At 58.3% G+C, this 17,184-nt stretch carries 17 protein-coding genes, 2 tRNA genes and 3 pseudogenes; 13 read left to right on the plus strand and 9 right to left on the minus strand.

What is annotated here, in order from left to right; all coding sequences use genetic code 11:
- From narH to ACIQU2_RS19065, 10 genes and pseudogenes are all read left to right on the plus strand, one after another.
- Entirely contained in the window at nucleotides 1-1,539 is a 1,539-nt protein-coding gene (narH, locus tag ACIQU2_RS19020) for a nitrate reductase subunit beta (protein ID WP_123366640.1), read from the plus strand.
- Between the two features lie 2 nt (nucleotides 1,540-1,541).
- On the plus strand, nucleotides 1,542-2,297 hold the full coding sequence (gene narJ, locus ACIQU2_RS19025) for a nitrate reductase molybdenum cofactor assembly chaperone (protein ID WP_403143292.1): 756 nt from the start codon (nucleotides 1,542-1,544) through the stop codon (nucleotides 2,295-2,297).
- Entirely contained in the window at nucleotides 2,290-2,970 is a 681-nt protein-coding gene (gene narI, locus ACIQU2_RS19030) for a respiratory nitrate reductase subunit gamma (protein ID WP_150796591.1), read from the plus strand. The genes narJ and narI overlap by 8 nt, the downstream gene beginning before the upstream one ends.
- 10 nt (nucleotides 2,971-2,980) lie before the next feature.
- A complete protein-coding gene (locus tag ACIQU2_RS19035; RefSeq protein ID WP_403143295.1) occupies nucleotides 2,981-3,940 on the plus strand; it encodes a peptidylprolyl isomerase in 960 nt (319 codons plus the stop codon).
- A 24-nt stretch (nucleotides 3,941-3,964) separates the two neighbouring features.
- Nucleotides 3,965-4,957 (plus strand): GTP 3',8-cyclase MoaA, encoded by a 993-nt coding sequence (gene moaA, locus ACIQU2_RS19040; RefSeq protein ID WP_403143297.1) that lies wholly within the window; start codon nucleotides 3,965-3,967, stop codon nucleotides 4,955-4,957.
- Between the two features lie 297 nt (nucleotides 4,958-5,254).
- A complete protein-coding gene (locus ACIQU2_RS19045) occupies nucleotides 5,255-7,270 on the plus strand; it encodes a ribonucleoside triphosphate reductase (protein WP_403143300.1) in 2,016 nt (671 codons plus the stop codon).
- 32 nt (nucleotides 7,271-7,302) lie between these two features.
- Entirely contained in the window at nucleotides 7,303-7,470 is a 168-nt protein-coding gene (gene nrdD, locus ACIQU2_RS19050; protein ID WP_008153595.1) for an anaerobic ribonucleoside-triphosphate reductase, read from the plus strand.
- Nucleotides 7,467-8,162, plus strand: a complete 696-nt coding sequence (locus ACIQU2_RS19055; RefSeq protein ID WP_403143304.1) for an anaerobic ribonucleoside-triphosphate reductase activating protein — start codon at nucleotides 7,467-7,469, stop codon at nucleotides 8,160-8,162. The genes nrdD and ACIQU2_RS19055 overlap by 4 nt, the downstream gene beginning before the upstream one ends.
- Before the next feature lie 93 nt (nucleotides 8,163-8,255).
- Nucleotides 8,256-8,774 (plus strand): annotated as a pseudogene (locus ACIQU2_RS19060) (MCP four helix bundle domain-containing protein); the annotation flags it as partial.
- A 396-nt stretch (nucleotides 8,775-9,170) separates the two neighbouring features.
- Nucleotides 9,171-9,875 carry a methyl-accepting chemotaxis protein gene (locus tag ACIQU2_RS19065; protein WP_370655155.1) on the plus strand — a complete coding sequence of 235 codons (705 nt, stop codon included), beginning with the start codon at nucleotides 9,171-9,173 and terminating at the stop codon, nucleotides 9,873-9,875.
- Nucleotides 9,876-9,906: 31 nt separating this feature from the next.
- Here the strand turns inward: ACIQU2_RS19065 and ACIQU2_RS19070 are convergent, their stop codons facing one another.
- The 5 genes and pseudogenes from ACIQU2_RS19070 to ACIQU2_RS19090 all read right to left on the minus strand — a co-directional run bounded on the left by ACIQU2_RS19070 (nucleotide 9,907) and on the right by ACIQU2_RS19090 (nucleotide 13,452).
- Entirely contained in the window at nucleotides 9,907-11,286 is a 1,380-nt protein-coding gene (locus ACIQU2_RS19070; protein WP_403143306.1) for a 4Fe-4S binding protein, read from the minus strand.
- Entirely contained in the window at nucleotides 11,274-12,128 is an 855-nt protein-coding gene (locus ACIQU2_RS19075) for an FTR1 family protein (protein WP_347804572.1), read from the minus strand. Before ACIQU2_RS19075 ends, ACIQU2_RS19070 begins: the two co-directional genes overlap by 13 nt.
- A gap of 22 nt (nucleotides 12,129-12,150) precedes the next feature.
- Nucleotides 12,151-12,483 (minus strand): cupredoxin domain-containing protein, encoded by a 333-nt coding sequence (locus ACIQU2_RS19080; protein WP_347804573.1) that lies wholly within the window; start codon nucleotides 12,481-12,483, stop codon nucleotides 12,151-12,153.
- A complete protein-coding gene (locus ACIQU2_RS19085; RefSeq protein ID WP_008153602.1) occupies nucleotides 12,484-13,014 on the minus strand; it encodes an iron transporter in 531 nt (176 codons plus the stop codon).
- A gap of 93 nt (nucleotides 13,015-13,107) precedes the next feature.
- Nucleotides 13,108-13,452 (minus strand): annotated as a pseudogene (locus ACIQU2_RS19090) (hypothetical protein).
- 189 nt (nucleotides 13,453-13,641) lie between these two features.
- On the opposite strand from ACIQU2_RS19090, the gene ACIQU2_RS19095 reads away from it, so the two are divergent.
- The 3 genes from ACIQU2_RS19095 (at nucleotide 13,642) to ACIQU2_RS19105 (ending at nucleotide 14,422) form a co-directional block, all read left to right on the plus strand.
- Entirely contained in the window at nucleotides 13,642-13,857 is a 216-nt protein-coding gene (locus ACIQU2_RS19095) for a DUF3079 domain-containing protein (RefSeq protein WP_347804574.1), read from the plus strand.
- A gap of 209 nt (nucleotides 13,858-14,066) precedes the next feature.
- Nucleotides 14,067-14,140, plus strand: a tRNA-Cys gene (locus ACIQU2_RS19100).
- Between the two features lie 195 nt (nucleotides 14,141-14,335).
- Nucleotides 14,336-14,422 (plus strand) — tRNA-Leu (locus ACIQU2_RS19105).
- Between the two features lie 82 nt (nucleotides 14,423-14,504).
- Here the strand turns inward: ACIQU2_RS19105 and ACIQU2_RS19110 are convergent.
- From ACIQU2_RS19110 to ACIQU2_RS19125, 4 genes and pseudogenes are all read right to left on the minus strand, one after another.
- Entirely contained in the window at nucleotides 14,505-15,536 is a 1,032-nt protein-coding gene (locus tag ACIQU2_RS19110) for a tyrosine-type recombinase/integrase (protein ID WP_403143311.1), read from the minus strand.
- 1 nt (nucleotide 15,537) lies between these two features.
- On the minus strand, nucleotides 15,538-15,744 hold the full coding sequence (locus tag ACIQU2_RS19115; protein WP_134420214.1) for a DUF4224 domain-containing protein: 207 nt from the start codon (nucleotides 15,742-15,744) through the stop codon (nucleotides 15,538-15,540).
- 36 nt (nucleotides 15,745-15,780) lie between these two features.
- A pseudogene (locus tag ACIQU2_RS19120) lies at nucleotides 15,781-16,246 on the minus strand (hypothetical protein).
- A 550-nt stretch (nucleotides 16,247-16,796) separates the two neighbouring features.
- The gene (locus tag ACIQU2_RS19125) at nucleotides 16,797-17,129 is read right to left on the minus strand and encodes a hypothetical protein (protein ID WP_403143313.1); all 333 of its coding nucleotides are present in this window, start codon (nucleotides 17,127-17,129) and stop codon (nucleotides 16,797-16,799) included.
- Nucleotides 17,130-17,184: the final 55 nt, after the last annotated feature.

Raw genomic sequence — 17,184 nt, forward strand, 5'->3', positions numbered from 1 at the left:
ATGAAGATTCGCTCACAAATCGGCATGGTTCTGAACCTGGACAAATGCATCGGTTGCCACACCTGTTCGATCACCTGCAAAAACGTCTGGACCAGCCGCGAAGGCATGGAATACGCCTGGTTCAACAACGTCGAATCGAAACCCGGGATCGGCTACCCGAAAGAATGGGAAAACCAGGACAAGTGGAAGGGCGGCTGGATCCGCAATGCCAACGGCACGATCAACCCGCGCATCGGCGGTAAATTCCGCGTGTTGGCGAACATTTTCGCTAACCCGGATCTGCCGAGCCTCGACGACTACTACGAACCGTTCGACTTTGATTACCAGCACCTGCACACCGCGCCGCTGGGCGAGCATCAACCCACCGCGCGTCCGCGTTCGCTGATCTCCGGCAAGCGCATGGAGAAAATCGAGTGGGGCCCGAACTGGGAAGAAATCCTCGGCACCGAATTCGCCAAGCGCCGCAAGGACAAGAACTTCGACAAGATCCAGGCGGACATTTACGGCGAGTACGAAAACACCTTCATGATGTATTTGCCGCGCCTGTGCGAGCACTGCCTCAACCCGACGTGCGCAGCGGCTTGCCCGAGCGGGGCGATCTACAAGCGTGAAGAAGACGGCATCGTCCTGATTGACCAGGAAAAATGCCGTGGCTGGCGGATGTGCATCAGCGGCTGCCCGTACAAGAAGATCTATTTCAACTGGAAAAGCGGCAAGTCCGAGAAATGCATCTTCTGCTACCCGCGTATCGAAGCCGGGATGCCGACTGTTTGCGCGGAAACCTGCGTCGGGCGCATCCGCTACCTCGGTGTGCTGCTGTATGACGCCGACCGCATCAGCGAAGTGGCCAGCACCGCCAATGAGCAGGATCTGTACGAGAAGCAGCTGGAAATCTTCCTCGATCCAAATGACCCGGCCGTGATCCGTCAGGCCCTGGAAGACGGTGTACCGCAGTCGGTGATCGATTCAGCCCAACGTTCCCCGGTCTACAAAATGGCCGTGGACTGGAAACTCGCACTGCCGCTGCACCCGGAATACCGCACCTTGCCGATGGTTTGGTACGTACCGCCGCTGTCGCCGATCCAGAACGCTGCCACTGCCGGCACTGTCGGTATGAACGGGGTCATCCCGGATGTCGACAGCCTGCGTATTCCACTGAAGTACCTGGCGAACCTGCTGACCGCGGGCGATGAAAAACCGGTCAAGCGTGCGCTTAAACGCTTGCTGGCGATGCGCGCCTACAAACGTTCCGAGCAAGTCGACGGCGTTCAGGACCTGCAAGTGCTGGCGGATGTCGGCTTGAGCGTGGCCCAGGTCGAGGAGATGTATCGCTACCTGGCGATTGCCAACTATGAAGACCGTTTTGTCGTACCTAGCGCCCACCGTGAAGACGCCATGAGCGACGCCTTCGCCGAGCGTTCCGGCTGCGGCTTCAGTTTCGGCAGTGGCTGCAGCGGCAGTTCCGACACCAACATGTTCGGCGCCAAGAAAGCCAACCGTCGCGACATCCTGAAAACCGTCCAGTTGTGGGAGGAATGAGCATGCAAATTCTCAAAGTGATTTCGCTGCTGCTCGATTATCCGACCGAAACACTGATTGGCGGTCGCGACGAACTGGAGCAAGCGATCATCCAGTCACGGGAAATCAGCCCGACGCAGCGCGGTGCGTTGTTCGAATTGCTCGAGCTGATCTGCGCCAATGACCTGATGGACGGGCAGGAGCACTACGGTGCGCTGTTCGGTCGGGGGCGCTCGCTGTCGCTGCTGTTGTTCGAGCATGTGCACGGTGAATCCCGCGACCGTGGCCAGGCCATGGTCGACATGATGGCGCAATACGAAGAAGCCGGTTTTGCCATCGGCGTCAAAGAGCTGCCCGATTACATCCCGCTGTACCTGGAGTTCCTGTCCACCCGCGACGACATCGAGGCCCGCGAGGGCCTGGCGGAAGTTTCGCACTTGCTGGCCTTGCTCGCCGCACGTCTGGAAGAGCGCGAAAGCGCCTATGCCAGTTGCTTCCGGGCGCTGCTGCAAATTGCCGGGGCCGAGCCCCATCAGGCGGTTGCCGACCTGCGGGCGCAAGTCGCGGCGGAACCTCGTGACGATTCCCTCGAAGCCCTCGACAAGATTTGGGAAGAGGAGGCCGTGGACTTTCTCCAGGCCGAACAGCAGGACCGTTGCAGTGGACTGCCAAGCGCACCGGGCAAGGCCCGTGAGGAAAGCGCAGTGCCATTGCACTGGGTGGATTTTCAGCATGAAGGGTTGGCCGCCGTGCCAGCCAAGGAGGTAGGCAATGTCTAAATGGAACCTGTTGTTGTTCGGGGTCTATCCCTACGTCGCCCTGGCGATTTGCCTGATCGGAAGTTGGGCCCGCTTCGACCTGTCGCAATACAGCTGGAAAGCAGGTTCGAGCCAGATGCTCAACCAACGCGGCATGCGCGTGGCGAGCAACTTCTTCCACATCGGTGTGTTGTTCGTGCTGGCCGGACACTTTGTCGGCCTGCTGACCCCGGCGTCGATTTATCACCACGTGATCAGCACTGAGAACAAGCAGTTGCTGGCAATGGTCTCGGGCGGGTTCTTCGGCCTGTTGTGCCTGATCGGCCTGCTGATGCTGGTTAACCGGCGGCTCAGCGATCCTCGGGTACGTGCCACCTCCAGTCCTTCGGACATCCTGATACTGCTGGTGCTGCTGGCGCAATTGCTGCTCGGTCTGCTGACCATCGTCGCGTCCACCGGGCATATGGACGGCTCGGTGATGGTGATGCTTGCCGATTGGGCGCAGAACACCGTGCTGTTGCGTCCGGTGGAAGCGGCGGCGGCCATCGCGCCGGTCGGGCTGATCTACAAGTTGCATGTGTTTCTCGGTTTGACCCTGTTTGTGCTGTTCCCCTTCACTCGTCTCGTACACATGATCAGCGCACCGATCTGGTACCTGGGGCGTCGTTATCAAATCGTTCGTCAGAAGTACTGAGGAGACAATCATGTCAGGTGGATGTGGATGTGGTGGCGGTAACGGGGGCAGCGGTGGCTGCGGTTCTTCAAAAAAAGCCGAGGTCGTTCTCGACATCGCACCGGTCGCACAGGCGCAGTTTGAAGCACTGCCGGTTGAGCCCGCAGGGGCCGATGACGCCCCGGCGCAGTTGATCGCCAGCAGTGAACAGGAGTGGCCGATCATCAGCGTCAACGAGGTGTCGATCACCCCCGAGGCGATGGCCCAGGAGCTGCAATATCACCCGGCCGAAAGCCGCGAGGAGGCGGTCTACCTGGCTGCCCGGGCGCTGGTGATCCGCGAGTTGTTGCAGCAGCGCATCACCGAACTCGGGGTGTCGCTGGAAGTTGGCGCCGGTGAGAACGAAGAAGAAGCGGCCACGCGCTTGCTGCTCGAACGTGAGGTGAAGGTACCGCAGTGCGACGAGGAAACCAGTCTGCGTTACTACGAAAACAATCGCGGACGCTTCCACAGCGCGCCGTTGCTGGCGGTTCGGCACATCCTGCTCGAGTGTGCGCCGGACGATGTCGAGGCCCGTGAGCTGGCGCATGTTCAGGCGGAAATCCTGTTGCAGCGCCTGGAAGAATTCCCCGGCAGTTTCGCCGAGCTGGCTGTGAAATATTCGGCCTGCCCGTCGAAGGCTCAGGGTGGTTCTTTGGGGCAGATCAGCAAGGGCCAGACCGTGCCCGAGCTGGAACGTCAGCTGTTCACTCTGGCACCGGGCCTGGCCAGCAAACCGCTGGAAAGTCGCTACGGCTGGCATGTGGTCAGTGTCGATCAGCGAATCGAAGGCATGCCGTTGCCCTATGAAGTGGTGTCGACGGCGATCCGCACGCAGTTGCAGCAAGGCGTCTGGCAGAAAGCGCTGGTGCAATACCTGCAAACGCTGATCGGTGCAGCCGATATTCGTGGCATCCACTTGCAGGGCGCCGACTCACCGCTGGTGCAGTGAGCATTGGGCTAACCGGGAGAAGTGATGAACGCTGTGATGCAGGATGGTTTTGGGCGGCAGATCGATTATCTGCGGATGTCGGTGACGGACCGCTGTGATTTTCGCTGTGTGTATTGCATGGCGAAAAACATGACGTTCCTGCCGCGGCAACAGGTGCTCACGCTGGAGGAATTGCAGCGTTTGGCGACGCTGTTCGTTGGCCTGGGCGTACGCAAAATCCGACTGACCGGCGGCGAGCCGCTGATCCGTCCCGGCATTGTCGGACTGTGCCGCAACATCGCCGCTTTGCCCGGTTTGCGTGAACTGGTGATGACCAGCAACGGCTCGCAACTGGGCCGTCTGGCCCGGCCGTTGGTCGACGCCGGGGTCAAGCGGATGAACATCAGCCTCGATAGCCTGGACGGGCAGAAGTTTCGGGCGATCACCCGTAACGGCGATCTCGACCAGGTGCTCAACGGCATTGAAGCGGCGCGGGACGCAGGGTTCGAGCGGATCAAGCTCAACTGCGTGGTGATGAAAGGACGCAACTTCGATGAAGTCCCGGCGTTGGTGCAGTACGCCATCGACCAACGCATCGACATCAGTTTCATCGAAGAAATGCCCTTGGGCGACGTCGGTCGTTCCCGGGGCGAATCGTTCTGTTCCAGCGACGAAGTGCGCACGTTGATCGCCAGCCAGCATCGGTTGCTCGACAGCACCGAAAACAGCGGCGGACCGGCGCGCTATGTGCGTCTGGAACGCCATCCAGAGACCCGGATCGGCTTCATTTCACCCAACAGCCACAATTTTTGCGGCAGCTGCAACCGGGTGCGGATGACCGTTGAAGGGAAGCTGTTGCTGTGCCTGGGACAGGGCGATGCCCTGGATTTGCGCGGATTGTTGCGACGTTATCCGCTGGATGACCAACCGGTGATCAACGCGGTGCAGCGGGCGCTGCGCGGCAAGCCATTGCGCCATGATTTCAGCCCTGACGGGGAGGTGCAGATTGTGCGGTTCATGAACATGAGTGGTGGTTGAGGTGACCCGCTCGGTTTATAAAACACAGCAAATCAAATGTGGGAGCAAGCTTGCTCGCGATAGCGGTAGCCCAGTAGACATCACTGTTGAATGTGCTGCAGTCATCGCGAGCAAGCTCGCTCCCACATTGGATCTTCGCTGACCAAAATATTTTCTATCCGTCCTGCATCTGGGCGGTTTTTTTTCGCCGACAAATCTTGATGTCGATCAATTGTAGATCAGCACTTTGTCCGTAGTCTTCACCGCATGTTGTGTTTGTTTTTAATCAAACATCTATATGTAGTGTCTGGAGGCCAAATGCAGAGCACGCTGATCGCAGTAGGATGTAACCGCTTGCACAAACGCGATGGCAGTCAGGTCGCCTTCGAGGCCGACAAAATCCGTCAGGCATTGATCGCCGCCGGAAAGGCGACGGGGGAGTACGGCGAGGTTGAGGTTGAAGGCTTGCTTCAGGCGGTATTGGCCAGGCTGGAAGGGTTGCCGAGGCTACATGTCGAGCAAATCCAGGACCGTGTTGAACGGGTGTTAATGGACGCCGGTTTTTTCCTCGCCATGCGGGCCTACATCGTCTACCGCGAACAGCACGGGCGCTTGCGCCGCGACCGGCGGACCATGGTTGAAGTGGCGACCTCGATGAACGAATACCTGGACCGTGAAGACTGGCGGGTCCAGGCCAACGCCAATCAGGGTTACTCCCTGGGCGGTCTGGTGCTGAACGTGTCGGGCAAGGTCACCGCCAACTACTGGCTGGACGAGGTGTACAGCGAGGCCATCGGCCAGGCTCACCGCGAGGCGGACTTGCATGTGCACGACCTCGACATGCTCGCCGGTTACTGCGCGGGCTGGTCGCTGCGCACCCTGTTGCACGAAGGGCTCAACGGTGTGCCCGGGCGAGTCGAAGCCGGTCCGCCAAAGCACTTGAGCAGTGCCCTGGGGCAGATGGTGAATTTCCTCGGCACCCTGCAAAACGAATGGGCCGGCGCCCAGGCGTTCAGCTCGTTCGACACCTACCTGGCGCCCTATGTGCGCAAGGATCAGCTGAGTTTTCAGGAGGTGCGCCAGGCGATCCAGGAGTTCATCTACAACCTCAACGTTCCTTCGCGCTGGGGCACCCAGACGCCGTTCACCAACCTGACTTTCGACTGGGTTTGCCCGCAGGATTTGCGGGAGCAGATACCCGTCATCGGCGGTGAGGAAATGCCATTTGCCTATGGCGACCTGCAAGTCGAAATGGAGCTGCTCAACCGTGCCTACATCGAGGTGATGCAGGCTGGCGATGCGAAAGGGCGGGTGTTCACCTTTCCGATCCCGACCTACAACATTACCCACGACTTTCCATGGGACAGTGAAAACGCCGACCGTCTGTTCGAGATGACCGCGCGTTACGGCCTGCCGTATTTCCAGAACTTCCTCAATTCGGACCTGCAACCCAATCAGGTGCGCTCGATGTGCTGCCGTTTGCAGCTGGATGTCCGCGAGTTGCTCAAGCGTGGCGGAGGCTTGTTCGGCTCGGCGGAGCAGACTGGCTCACTCGGAGTCGTCACCATCAACTGCGCGCGGCTGGGCTATGTGTTCAAGGGTGATACCAGCGGTTTGTTGCAGCGTCTGGACACGCTGATGGAACTGGCGATGGAGAGCCTGGAGGTCAAGCGCAAGGTGATTCAGCACCACATGGATGCCGGTTTGTACCCGTACACCAAGCGCTACCTCGGAACCCTGCGTAACCATTTTTCCACCATCGGCCTCAACGGCATGCATGAAATGCTGCGCAACTTCACCGGCGACGAGGAGGGCATGCACACCGAGTACGGCCGGCAGTTTGCCCTGAAGATGCTCGATCATGTGCGTGCCACGTTGCTTCGTTTCCAGGAAGAAACCGGCCACATGTACAACCTCGAAGCGACGCCGGCCGAGGGCACGACCTACCGCTTCGCCAAGGAAGACCTCAAGCGCTACCCCGACATTCTCCAGGCTGGCAGCGTGCAAGCGCCGTATTACACCAACTCCTCGCAACTGCCCGTGGGCTACACCGAAGACCCCTTCGAGGCCCTGGAACTTCAAGACGAGCTGCAATGCAAATACACCGGCGGCACGGTCTTGCACCTGTACATGGCCGAGCGGATTTCTTCGACCGAGGCCTGCAAGCAACTGGTGCGCAAAGCCCTTGGCCGCTTCCGCCTGCCATACCTGACCGTGACCCCGACCTTCTCCATCTGCCCGGTGCACGGCTACCTCGATGGCGAGCATGAGTTCTGCCCCAAGTGCGACGAAGCATTGCTGCTGCAAGAACAGAAGCTCGGCACCGTTCATTGATTTCGATCCACTCAACTGCAAGGAGCTTCACCATGACTGCATCGCAAACATTGCCCCAGGCTCAACGTCAACGCTGCGAAGTCTGGACCCGGGTAATGGGCTATCACCGCCCTGTATCGGCGTTCAATCCGGGTAAACAGTCGGAGCACCGCGAGCGGGTGCACTTCACTGAAGGCGCGGCATTGGCCGGGCGCCAATGAGTCGAACGCTTCGGGTCGGGGGCATGGTGCCCCTGACCACTATCGACTATCCCGGACAGCTCGCCTGCGTGCTGTTTTGCCAGGGTTGCGCCTGGCGTTGTCGTTACTGCCATAACCCGCAGTTGATCCCGCCTCGTGGCAGAGACGAAGTGGATTGGCGGCGGGTGTTGGCGTTTCTGCAACGGCGTCAGGACCTGCTCGATGCGGTGGTGTTCAGTGGCGGAGAGCCGACCTTGCAAGACGGTTTGCTTGGCGCCATGGATGAGGTGCGGGCGATGGGATTTCGCATTGGTTTGCACAGCGCCGGCATCAAACCCGCCGCGTTTGCCAAGGCACTGACCGGGGCCGATTGGGTCGGTTTCGATGTCAAGGCGTTGCCCGAGGATTGCCAGGCCATCACCCGCGTCGAGGGCAGCGGAACCGCTAACTGGCGCAGCCTTGAGCATCTGCTGGCCAGCGGTGTCGACTACGAATGTCGCACCACGGTGCATTGGCATCTGTTCGAGCCGGCGCGTCTGCTGATCCTCGCCAAGCGCTTGAGCGAACTCGGCGTCAAACGCTTCGCCGTGCAGATGGTCCGCACCGAGCGGATGTTCGATCCGCTGCTGCCGAGTGTTTCGGCACAAGCCTTGCTTCCTGAGCTATGGGAGGCCATGCGCGAGTTGTTTCCAGCCTTCGTGTTACGGGGGTAACCGAGGCTGAGGTTTTACGTTTAGCGGTGACATCCATCATTAGGTTTTCAAATGCGCTGCCAATCGGCAGGTATCAAACGGGGAGCATTTGATATGGCCAAATTAACGACAGCACAACGTATCGTCATCGGCTTTGCCATCGCGCCGTTGGCATTGATGGGCATGGCGTTTTACGCGTTGCACGATCTGGCAACGCTAAAGGATCAGGCAGTGGTCATCGTCAAGCAGGACTGGCCGAAAATCGATCCGATCATGGTCATCGCCACCGGCGTGCGCGATAACGCCAGGAACACCCGGGATCTACTGATCGATAAAGACAATCAGCAGGTGCAGCAGTCAATTGACGCCACCAAGAAACGGATCACTCAGGCGCTCGAAACGCTTGAGCCGTTGTTCTATTTGCCAGAGGGCAAAACCGCTTATGCCGCGCTGAAAAAGAATCGCGAAGCCTACGTTGCGGCGTTCACTCAAGTGCAGGTGTTGATCCGGCAAGGGGCCTTCGATGACGCCATGGCACAGCTGAAACAAAAGGTCGTGCCGGCCGAACACGAGGTTTATAGAAGCCTGGATGAGTTGATGGTGCTGCAAGGGAAAATATTCGCCGACCGTGAACAGTCGGCGCAGGAACTGTACAGCGATGCCCGGCGCAATATGCTCGGGTTGTTTGTGTTCTGTGTGGCGCTGGTCATCGCCGCGGCGGTGATCGTCACGCGCAGTGTGACCCGTCCATTGGGCGGCGAGCCGGATGATGCCGCACGGTTTTTGAGTCAGATCGCTCAAGGCGACCTGACGATTCAGGTGCCCGTGAACTCAAGTGTCGGCGGCAGCGTGATGATGAACATGCATCAGATGCAGCAAAGTCTGAATGCCATGGTCAAGCACATCGCGACTTCGGTGGACCAGGTGGCCAGTTCCTCCGAAGAACTGAGCGCGGTCAGCAGCCAGACCAGCAGTAACCTGCAATTGCAGGGGTTGGAGATCGAGCAGGCGGCCACCGCTGTGAACCAGATGACCGCTGCGGTCGATGAAGTGGCGCGCAATGCGGTGAGCACCTCCGAGGCTTCGCGGCAGTCCGAGCAAACCGCACAGCGCGGGCGTGAACAGGTTCAGGAAACCGTGGTTTCAATCGGCGCACTGGCCGATGGCGTTACCGACACCTCACAGCGCATCGAACAACTGGCGGGCCGGGTGCAGGACATCAGCAAGGTGCTGGACGTGATTCGCAGCATCGCCGAGCAGACCAATCTGCTGGCCCTCAATGCGGCCATTGAAGCGGCCCGTGCCGGCGATGCCGGACGCGGTTTTGCCGTGGTCGCCGATGAAGTGCGCGCCTTGGCGCATCGCACTCAAGAGTCCACCCAGGAAATCGAGCAGATGATTGGCAACATTCGTCTCGATACCGGCCATGCGGTGACCGCCATGCAAAGCAGCAGTAACCTGGTGCGGGCCACGCTTGAAGTGGCGCAACGCTCGGGCGATGCATTGGATGAAATCACGCGGTCGATCTCACAGATCAACGAGCGCAACATGATGATCGCCAGCGCCACGGAGGAGCAGGCGTTGGTGGCGCGGGAGGTGGATCGTAATCTGATGGGGATTCGCAACTTGTCGGAGCAGGTCTTGCTGGGGGCCCAACATACTCACACTGCGGGTCACGATTTGGCGCAGATGGCAGGGGCGCTGCACCAGACGGTAGCGCGTTTTAAAGTCTAGTTAATTCGAGGGGGGCTGTGGATCAGGGCGCTCAGGACCAGCCCCAGAATTGCAACCACCAGCCGAACCCTACCGAGCCGATGGCGAGTAACAGGCAAGTGCTGCCAGCGTAGCGACGAACCTGGGAAATGCCTTCGCGATCCAGCCGTTTCCATCCCAGCAGCAGGCTCCAGCCCATCGCGGCCAATAATAGACAGGCCCTGGCCGGTTGTACCCATTCCAGCAACAGACCTTCATAACGCAGCAATTTCACCGTTGTGGCCGACAGCCCGAGAAATAATCCCGCACCACCCAAGGGCGTGAGTGTCAGCGCCAGGGGCCAATACAGTGCAGGATCTTGCGCCAGTCGAGCCGTCAGGCGTAGCAGGATCATCAGCGCGGTGCCCAACACCATTGAACTCAAACCCAGATAAACGACGATGCTGAAACCGTCGAGCCAACTGAAGCTGTCGTTGAGCAGCGGGTAATGGGTGAGCAGCCACCAGGGCGCGTTGTCCTGCAATGCCCAGAGTTGGTCGTGCTCGACCAGCCATTGGGCGAGGGTTTGTTTGAGGGCGACGAACCATGGGCTGACCGTCCACTGAAACGCGCCCATGGCCAGGCCGATCACACCGAACAGCAATAAGCGCGCGTCCCACGGCGAAAGCGTCTGCGCCGTTGCGTGAAGAATCTCCTGATTGCCGGAGCGGGCGATCAGCTGAACGGCGCCGCGTTGTCCGCTGCAGCGTCCGCAGGCGTGGCAGTCACTGGCGCCTTGCATGCGACGGATATCGAGCAAGGGCGCGCAGTTGGGCGGCGGCAGGCGTGGTGCGGAGTTTTCCATCCAGCGTTGTTCGTCGACCTGAAAATGCACGGGCGCCAGGCGGGCGAGCAGGGCGAAGACGCCGCTGACCGGGCACAGGTAACGGCACCAGACGCGCTTGCCCCGAGCGAACAGCAACCCGACGACGACCGCGGCGACGGTCGAGCCGCCCAGAATCAACAGCGCCGCCTGGGCGTAGTCATAGACGCTGATCAACTGGCCGTAGAGGGTCGTCAGGCAGAACGCCAGGGTTGGCCAGCCGCCCCAGCGCAACCAGCGCGGTACACCCAAACCTTTGCCGTAATGGCTGGCCCATTCGCTGAGTGAGCCTTCCGGGCATAAAACGCCACACCAGAGCCGGCCTAACAGCACGATCGACAAAAGCACGAATGGCCACCAAATGCCCCAGAACAAAAACTGCGAGAACAGGGTCAGGTTATCGAACATCCGTGTCTGGCTGTCCGGCAGCGGCAACACCGTCGGGATCACCAACAGCAACGCGTAGAACAGTACGACGACCCACTGCACGGCACGAATCACGGGCGCGTGACGACGCATGCCGTCGCCCAGGCGCTGCAGCCATCGATTGTGGCGACTCAGCTCAGGCATGGGACTTTTTCCGCCGCACGTTGACGCAGCCAACCGCCGACGGCCAGCCAATAACCTGCCAGCACCAGTAACGTCATGCCGCTGGGCGTCGCGCGATAACCGGCAAAACCCGCGAGAAAACCACCCAGTCCATGGCTGTCGCTGAGCAATGCGCTGCTGTCCCATAACGCTTCGCCGACGAGGCTGTACATCACCTCCGGCAAATCCAGGGCGAGCAATTGGCCGCCGATTCGTTCCGTGCCGCTGACCAGCAACGCCGCGCCGAGCATCAGCAAAACAGCTTCGCTGATGGCAAAGAATCGCTGCCACGAAATGAACCGGCGACTGCTGTGCAGCAGGGTAATAGTCAGCGCCGACAGCACCAGCCCCATTGCGCCGCCGATGGCAAACAACCCGAGTTGCGGACCTCGCAACTGAGCACCGGCGCCATAGAGAAAGACCACCGTTTCACTGCCTTCGCGGCTGACGGCGAGCATGGCCAGCAGTAACAGACCTGTGCCACCTTGTCGGGCCAGGTGGCTATCGGCGTGTCGTTGTAAATCGTGCTTGAGCGTGCGCCCGTGGCGGTGCATCCAGCCGACCATTTGCACGATCAGCAGGCTGGCCACTAGCGCGAGTGCAGCCTGGAACCACTCACTGGCGGAGCCGCTCATGGCCTCACCGGCAAACAGAATCAACACCGCCAGCAGGCCCGAGAGCATCAACCCAAGCACGACACCCGCCCACAAGTACTTCGCCAGTCGATCACCCTGATGCTGCTGGCTGACCCAGGCCTGGAGAATGCCGATCACCAGCAGCGCCTCGATGCTTTCGCGCCAGACAATGAACATTGATTGATTCATGGAAACTCCGTGTTTGAACGGGTTACTTTGCGAGGATGCCGCCCTCGGGCAGTTGTGGATTGAACTCGTCGAAGAAGGGGTAGTGACCGGGCCTGAGGGGATGAATCACTACGAAAGTCGTCACGCCCGGCGACAGTACTTTTTCAACCCGCAATGGTGTGCTCTCGAACTCGGCTGGCCCTTGACCTGTGTTTTTCAGGATGATTTTGAAGCGCTGTCCGGCCGGCACCTCCAGCAGGGCGGGAGTGAAGTGACCATCGCGCAGGTTGAGTTCATAGCTCGGTAATTCGGCATAGGCCGTGAACGGCGCAACTGCTCCAGCAAGCATCAGCCAGGCAATCTGCAGGCGCTTCATTCAATAGCCGCCTTTTTTACCAATGCCGGCGTAGATGAACTCGTAGTGCAATTCGCAGCGTTCAAACCAGGGGGCTACGCCGGTTTCCTTATCGGTGTGGCGGCCAAGTGACCCATGACCGCCGGGTGGCAGGACAGTGAAGGTCAGCTGATATTTGCCTGGGCCGAGCAGCTTTACATTGTCGCCATAGTGCGGGCCGTCATTGGCGACCATGGCGTGGAAATCGCCTTTGAGCTCGTTCTCGTTGCCCTGTTTTTTCAGGTTGAACGATACGTTGAGGTAAGGCACGAAACTGCCTTCCTGAAAGCCCTGTCGATTGTCGGCCGTGGCGCGAATGTCGGCTTCCAGATGCACATCGGAATCTGCAGTGGCCCGCATCATTCCGGCAGGCGCCATCTCGATCGGCTGCAAATACACCGCACCGACTTCCAGCCCCGGACACAACTGGGGTTCCCCGATCGGGTATTCCTTGGCCTGAGCCAACGGTGTGAGCAAGAGCAGGGCGAGTGACAGCGAAAAGGTCGTACGCATGATGTCTTCCTGGGCACTAACGAGTAGGAGCCCGAGTGTAGGAAGCTTTCCTGCGAATAATAATGATTGTTATCAAGTTTTCAGCGATTAAGCCTATGACTGAGAGCGCTTTCGAAACCGCTCGGCGCGGTCGACGCTGTCGCTCATCTGCGCAGCCGCATGAATCGTCAGAGGATGCTGGGTGAAGCCGGGCCGGGGTGAAATGTTGGCGGCCATTTCGCGGGCGACGGCTAACTGTTGATCCGAACCTTGTGTCAGTAACGCGATGACCAGGTTTTCCAGGGCAATCACCCGGACACGAAGGTGGATCAGTTCTGCGTTGGTCAATTCGGGGGGAGAGGAAAATGCTTATGCATCGAGTGAGTTTTCCGCGCCTTCATCATCCCAGGTCGGCAGGTGGACAGGTGGACAGGTGGACAGGTGGTTGTTCTCCGGCAGATGGTTTTTTACCAGGCATAAGAAGCTTCTCAAGTGTTTTTATGTGGCTGCCCAAGGACCGGAAAACGCTATGCCGTAGCCGAGTTCCCGACAGGACAAAGCTTAGCCGTACCTTGATCCGTATCAAGGTCACCTTTGCGCGAGCGATGTAGGTTGGAGGCACATCCTAGAGGCAAACCGGGGATCGACATGGCCAAGAATTTTCCCATCAGCCCCAAGCACCCCGAGCGCATTTGCTGGGGCTGCGACAGATACTGTCCAGCCAATTCCCTGGCGTGCGGCAATGGCTCCGACAGGACAATGCATCCAGCCGAAATGATCGGAGACGATTGGTATCTGCATGGCGACTGGGGCATCGAACCGTTGATCGCGGTAGAAGATGTGACGGACGATCCCGGCCGGTAGGGCTGAGCAACCCCTGGAAACATAGAAACCACCTGACGGAATTTTTTTTGAAATCAAGGGGTTGCCAGCCTCGGGAAATCAGTACATAATTCACGCCATCGAAAGCACTGATCGCTGAAAAAGCTGAATGTTTTCAAGGAGTTAGATAACGAATCTTACTCCAAGTTTGTACGCGTTTGATGTTGTGTTACATGACATCAGATGTTTGAGGCCGAGTAGCAAAATGGTTATGCAGTGGATTGCAAATCCACCTACGCCGGTTCGATTCCGACCTCGGCCTCCACTTTAAACGAGCTCCGTAGATCTATGATTTACGGAGCTTTTTTATTTGCACTGTCCTGCAAGATTTAGTCTTGAAAAGGCCAGTCGCAAACTTGCTTCACCGGAGCGGGATGTATATATTTCCCCCTCTGCTGCACAGGCGTCAGAACTGACAGATCGTTATTTGACAGTCTTCAGACTGCTTCACCGCGCTACCGCCCGAATGGCGAAACTGGTAGACGCATGGGACTTAAAATCCCCCGCTCGTAAGGGCGTGCCGGTTCGATTCCGGCTTCGGGCACCATTTAAAATCAAGGGTTTGCGGGCGAAAGCTGATGCAAACCCTTGTTTGTTTCTGGGTCGCAATAATGGATGTGGGTCGCAATTCACTTGGTTGGCGAGACTTTTTTGCCTTTGCGATTGCGGATGTATTGCTCTGTCATAACAACCGTCGTATGCCCAAGTTGATCTCTGGCTTGCATAATGTCGCCGCTCGATTCGGCCTTGTCCGTACCCGCTTTGACGCGCAAATCTCGCATTTGAAACTCGGACTTCGCAACACCTGCCGCCTCCCTGGCCAGGTCAAACCTTCCCCGCAACATTGACACCGTCATCGGTGTGCCATCCTCTGAAACGATCAACCGCGTCGAGCGGACCTTGTGTTCTTTTTTCCGGGACATGATTCGATCAATCAAAACTTTCAGCTCTCCAGTTATCTCGATCCGTCGCTTTGCATTTGTCTTGCCTTGCAGAACCCAAATCTGGCCGTCACGAATATCCCGCTCGTCTAGTAAGCGTGTGTCGGTCACGCGCTGACCCGTTAGATAGGCAAGGTCCATGGCATCTTTTAACCCAACATCTGCTTTCTCATACACGCGCTTGAACAGTGCGTCCTCGATGTAGATATCACGCCCGGTCTCCTTGTTGCCCTTGATGCCAGCGCATGGGTTGGCCAAGGCCGTGTAGCCGACATCCCTGGCATAGTTCCAGATAGCGCTGAGCAAAGCCTTTTCACGGTTTGCTCGAACTGGTGCTGCCTTGCGCCAGGTCAGATACTGCCGGACGTGCAACGGCTGGATTGTCTCCAACGGCGCAGGCGGGTCATCGAAAAATGACATTAGGTTTTTCAACTCCCTGACATTGTCCTTCTGCGTGGCGGGCTTCTTCGCGGGAACAACGTCGATCATGTATTTCTCGGCGACGTACCGGAACGTGATCACTTTGGCGACCAATTCTGTAGCTGTGCGATCGCGCTCCAGCTTGGCGTACTCCATGATTGCCAGGCCGTAGTCGCTGCCCAGGGCGATTTCTTTGCGGGCTTTGCCACCTACTTCGTAGTAGTAGAAAATCCGGCCGCTGGCTTTCTTGCGCTCGCGCAGCCGGGCAATTGAGCCGGGTTTACTTGGTCGTCGTCCCATGTCAGCTAGCCTTGCGTGGTGTCCATACGGGTTTTTCAGCTTCAAACATACCGACTGCGGTCACGGCCATGGCGGTAACACTTGGCCAGCCGTTCACTTTGATGGTGTGCCTGACGCCGTTCTTCTTCAGGTTGAGGATTTGACCTGCCTTGGTCCGCGCGCCGGTCAGCTCGCAAACCTCCTCATGGGATAGAAACTGGATGCTCATGAGCTGCGCCATGCCGCGCGTGGCGGCAGAAGGTGGTTATCGGGTGGCTTTGGCGATTACCGCCTCGGCGTGAGCAAGGGCTGCGTGGTACTTGTCGAGCCGCGCTGCGCCGAGTTTTGCCAGGCCAACAAGATTGGTGAGGCTTTCGAGCAGATCTTCCTGCATTGCGCGCTCCTCCCGACCGATCTCCCAGAAGCGTTGACCCCAGTGCTCGGCTGGCGGAGGGTTTGTGTTCTGTGCTCCGAGGGTTAGGGCCCCCGACGATTGAGTCGCACAGGTCACGCTTGTAGGCGTTGTCGCCGTCGATGCTGAGGCCCTGGCGCCGCAGCGCGTCGAGAGCGTTGTTCAGGTTCGCCTTGGGCGACGGCAGAACTAGGTCAAAGTCGGCCTTGCCCGGCCGGCATGCGATGAGAAACATTTCGCAGTCGAGGGGCAGGTGCTGGGCAATATCGGAGATGGCGTCGATCGCCACTTCGCGAAGCGGATACTTTTGATCGGACATGAGAATTCCTCGCCCGCCGTTCACCGGCAGGCTGATAGTTTGTTGGAGGATGGCAGGCATGCAGCAAATAGGTATATGTGCTACAGCAAAAAGCATGAGTTGAGATCGTGTAGCGAACCTATACTCCATTGGCACTTTGAGGTGCACTCACTTACTTACAGAAAATGGTGAGCGTGATGTCCTATATTAGTTATATGTACGTCCTCCCTTATCGCTCGTAGTATTAACGGCGTTGGCAGATGAGACTAAAACCTATACAGAAGATGAAATAAGAAGTTCGGTTAGTCAGCAGCCCAAAGGTCCTGATTTGAGAAAAGTTGTGCCAAACGAAAGTCCAGATCTAAGGCCGCCGGTACAACCAACAACAAGTCCAAGCACAACCCCTAGTCAGGATACAAAAAAACCATAATCACTTTTATTTACAACGTTAATGGTTGCTGGAGTAGCGATACTCTTCGTGAGTTTTGGAGGGATGCTGTAGTGAGGTTGTCGTTCCTCCTCAACTCAATAGAGTTAATTGAATACGTACTCTTAACATCGCAAAAAATGTTCATTCATCAACGCGGCCCCTTGTAGTAGTACACGTAGGCGAACCAGGCGAGGGCGATAATGACTGCACCTTCAGGCCGGCGGCTTCAACGGCTTGTGCGCAAGCTTCATTCATGTCGATCGCTGACTGGTCGTGACAGCACTCGCAGGCGCCGGGCAGCTCAATCACCAATGCCTCGCGGGAGGCCTGCCAACCCCACCAGGCGCCGGCAACTTCAGGCAGGACATAACTATCGTCAAACGCGCAGCGATCGAGGTTCGCTGGACGAAAGCCACCCGCTAGTTGGTTTTTTTTGATGGCCGCTTCGAACTCGGCTCGCAACTTGTCGCTCATGAGGTCACCCATAGGGTCAATGGAAGCCAGAAGAAGAGGGCGCAGCTGGCCATGC

Source organism: Pseudomonas sp. NPDC098740 (assembly GCF_044760065.1).
GTDB lineage: Bacteria > Pseudomonadota > Gammaproteobacteria > Pseudomonadales > Pseudomonadaceae > Aquipseudomonas > Aquipseudomonas rossensis.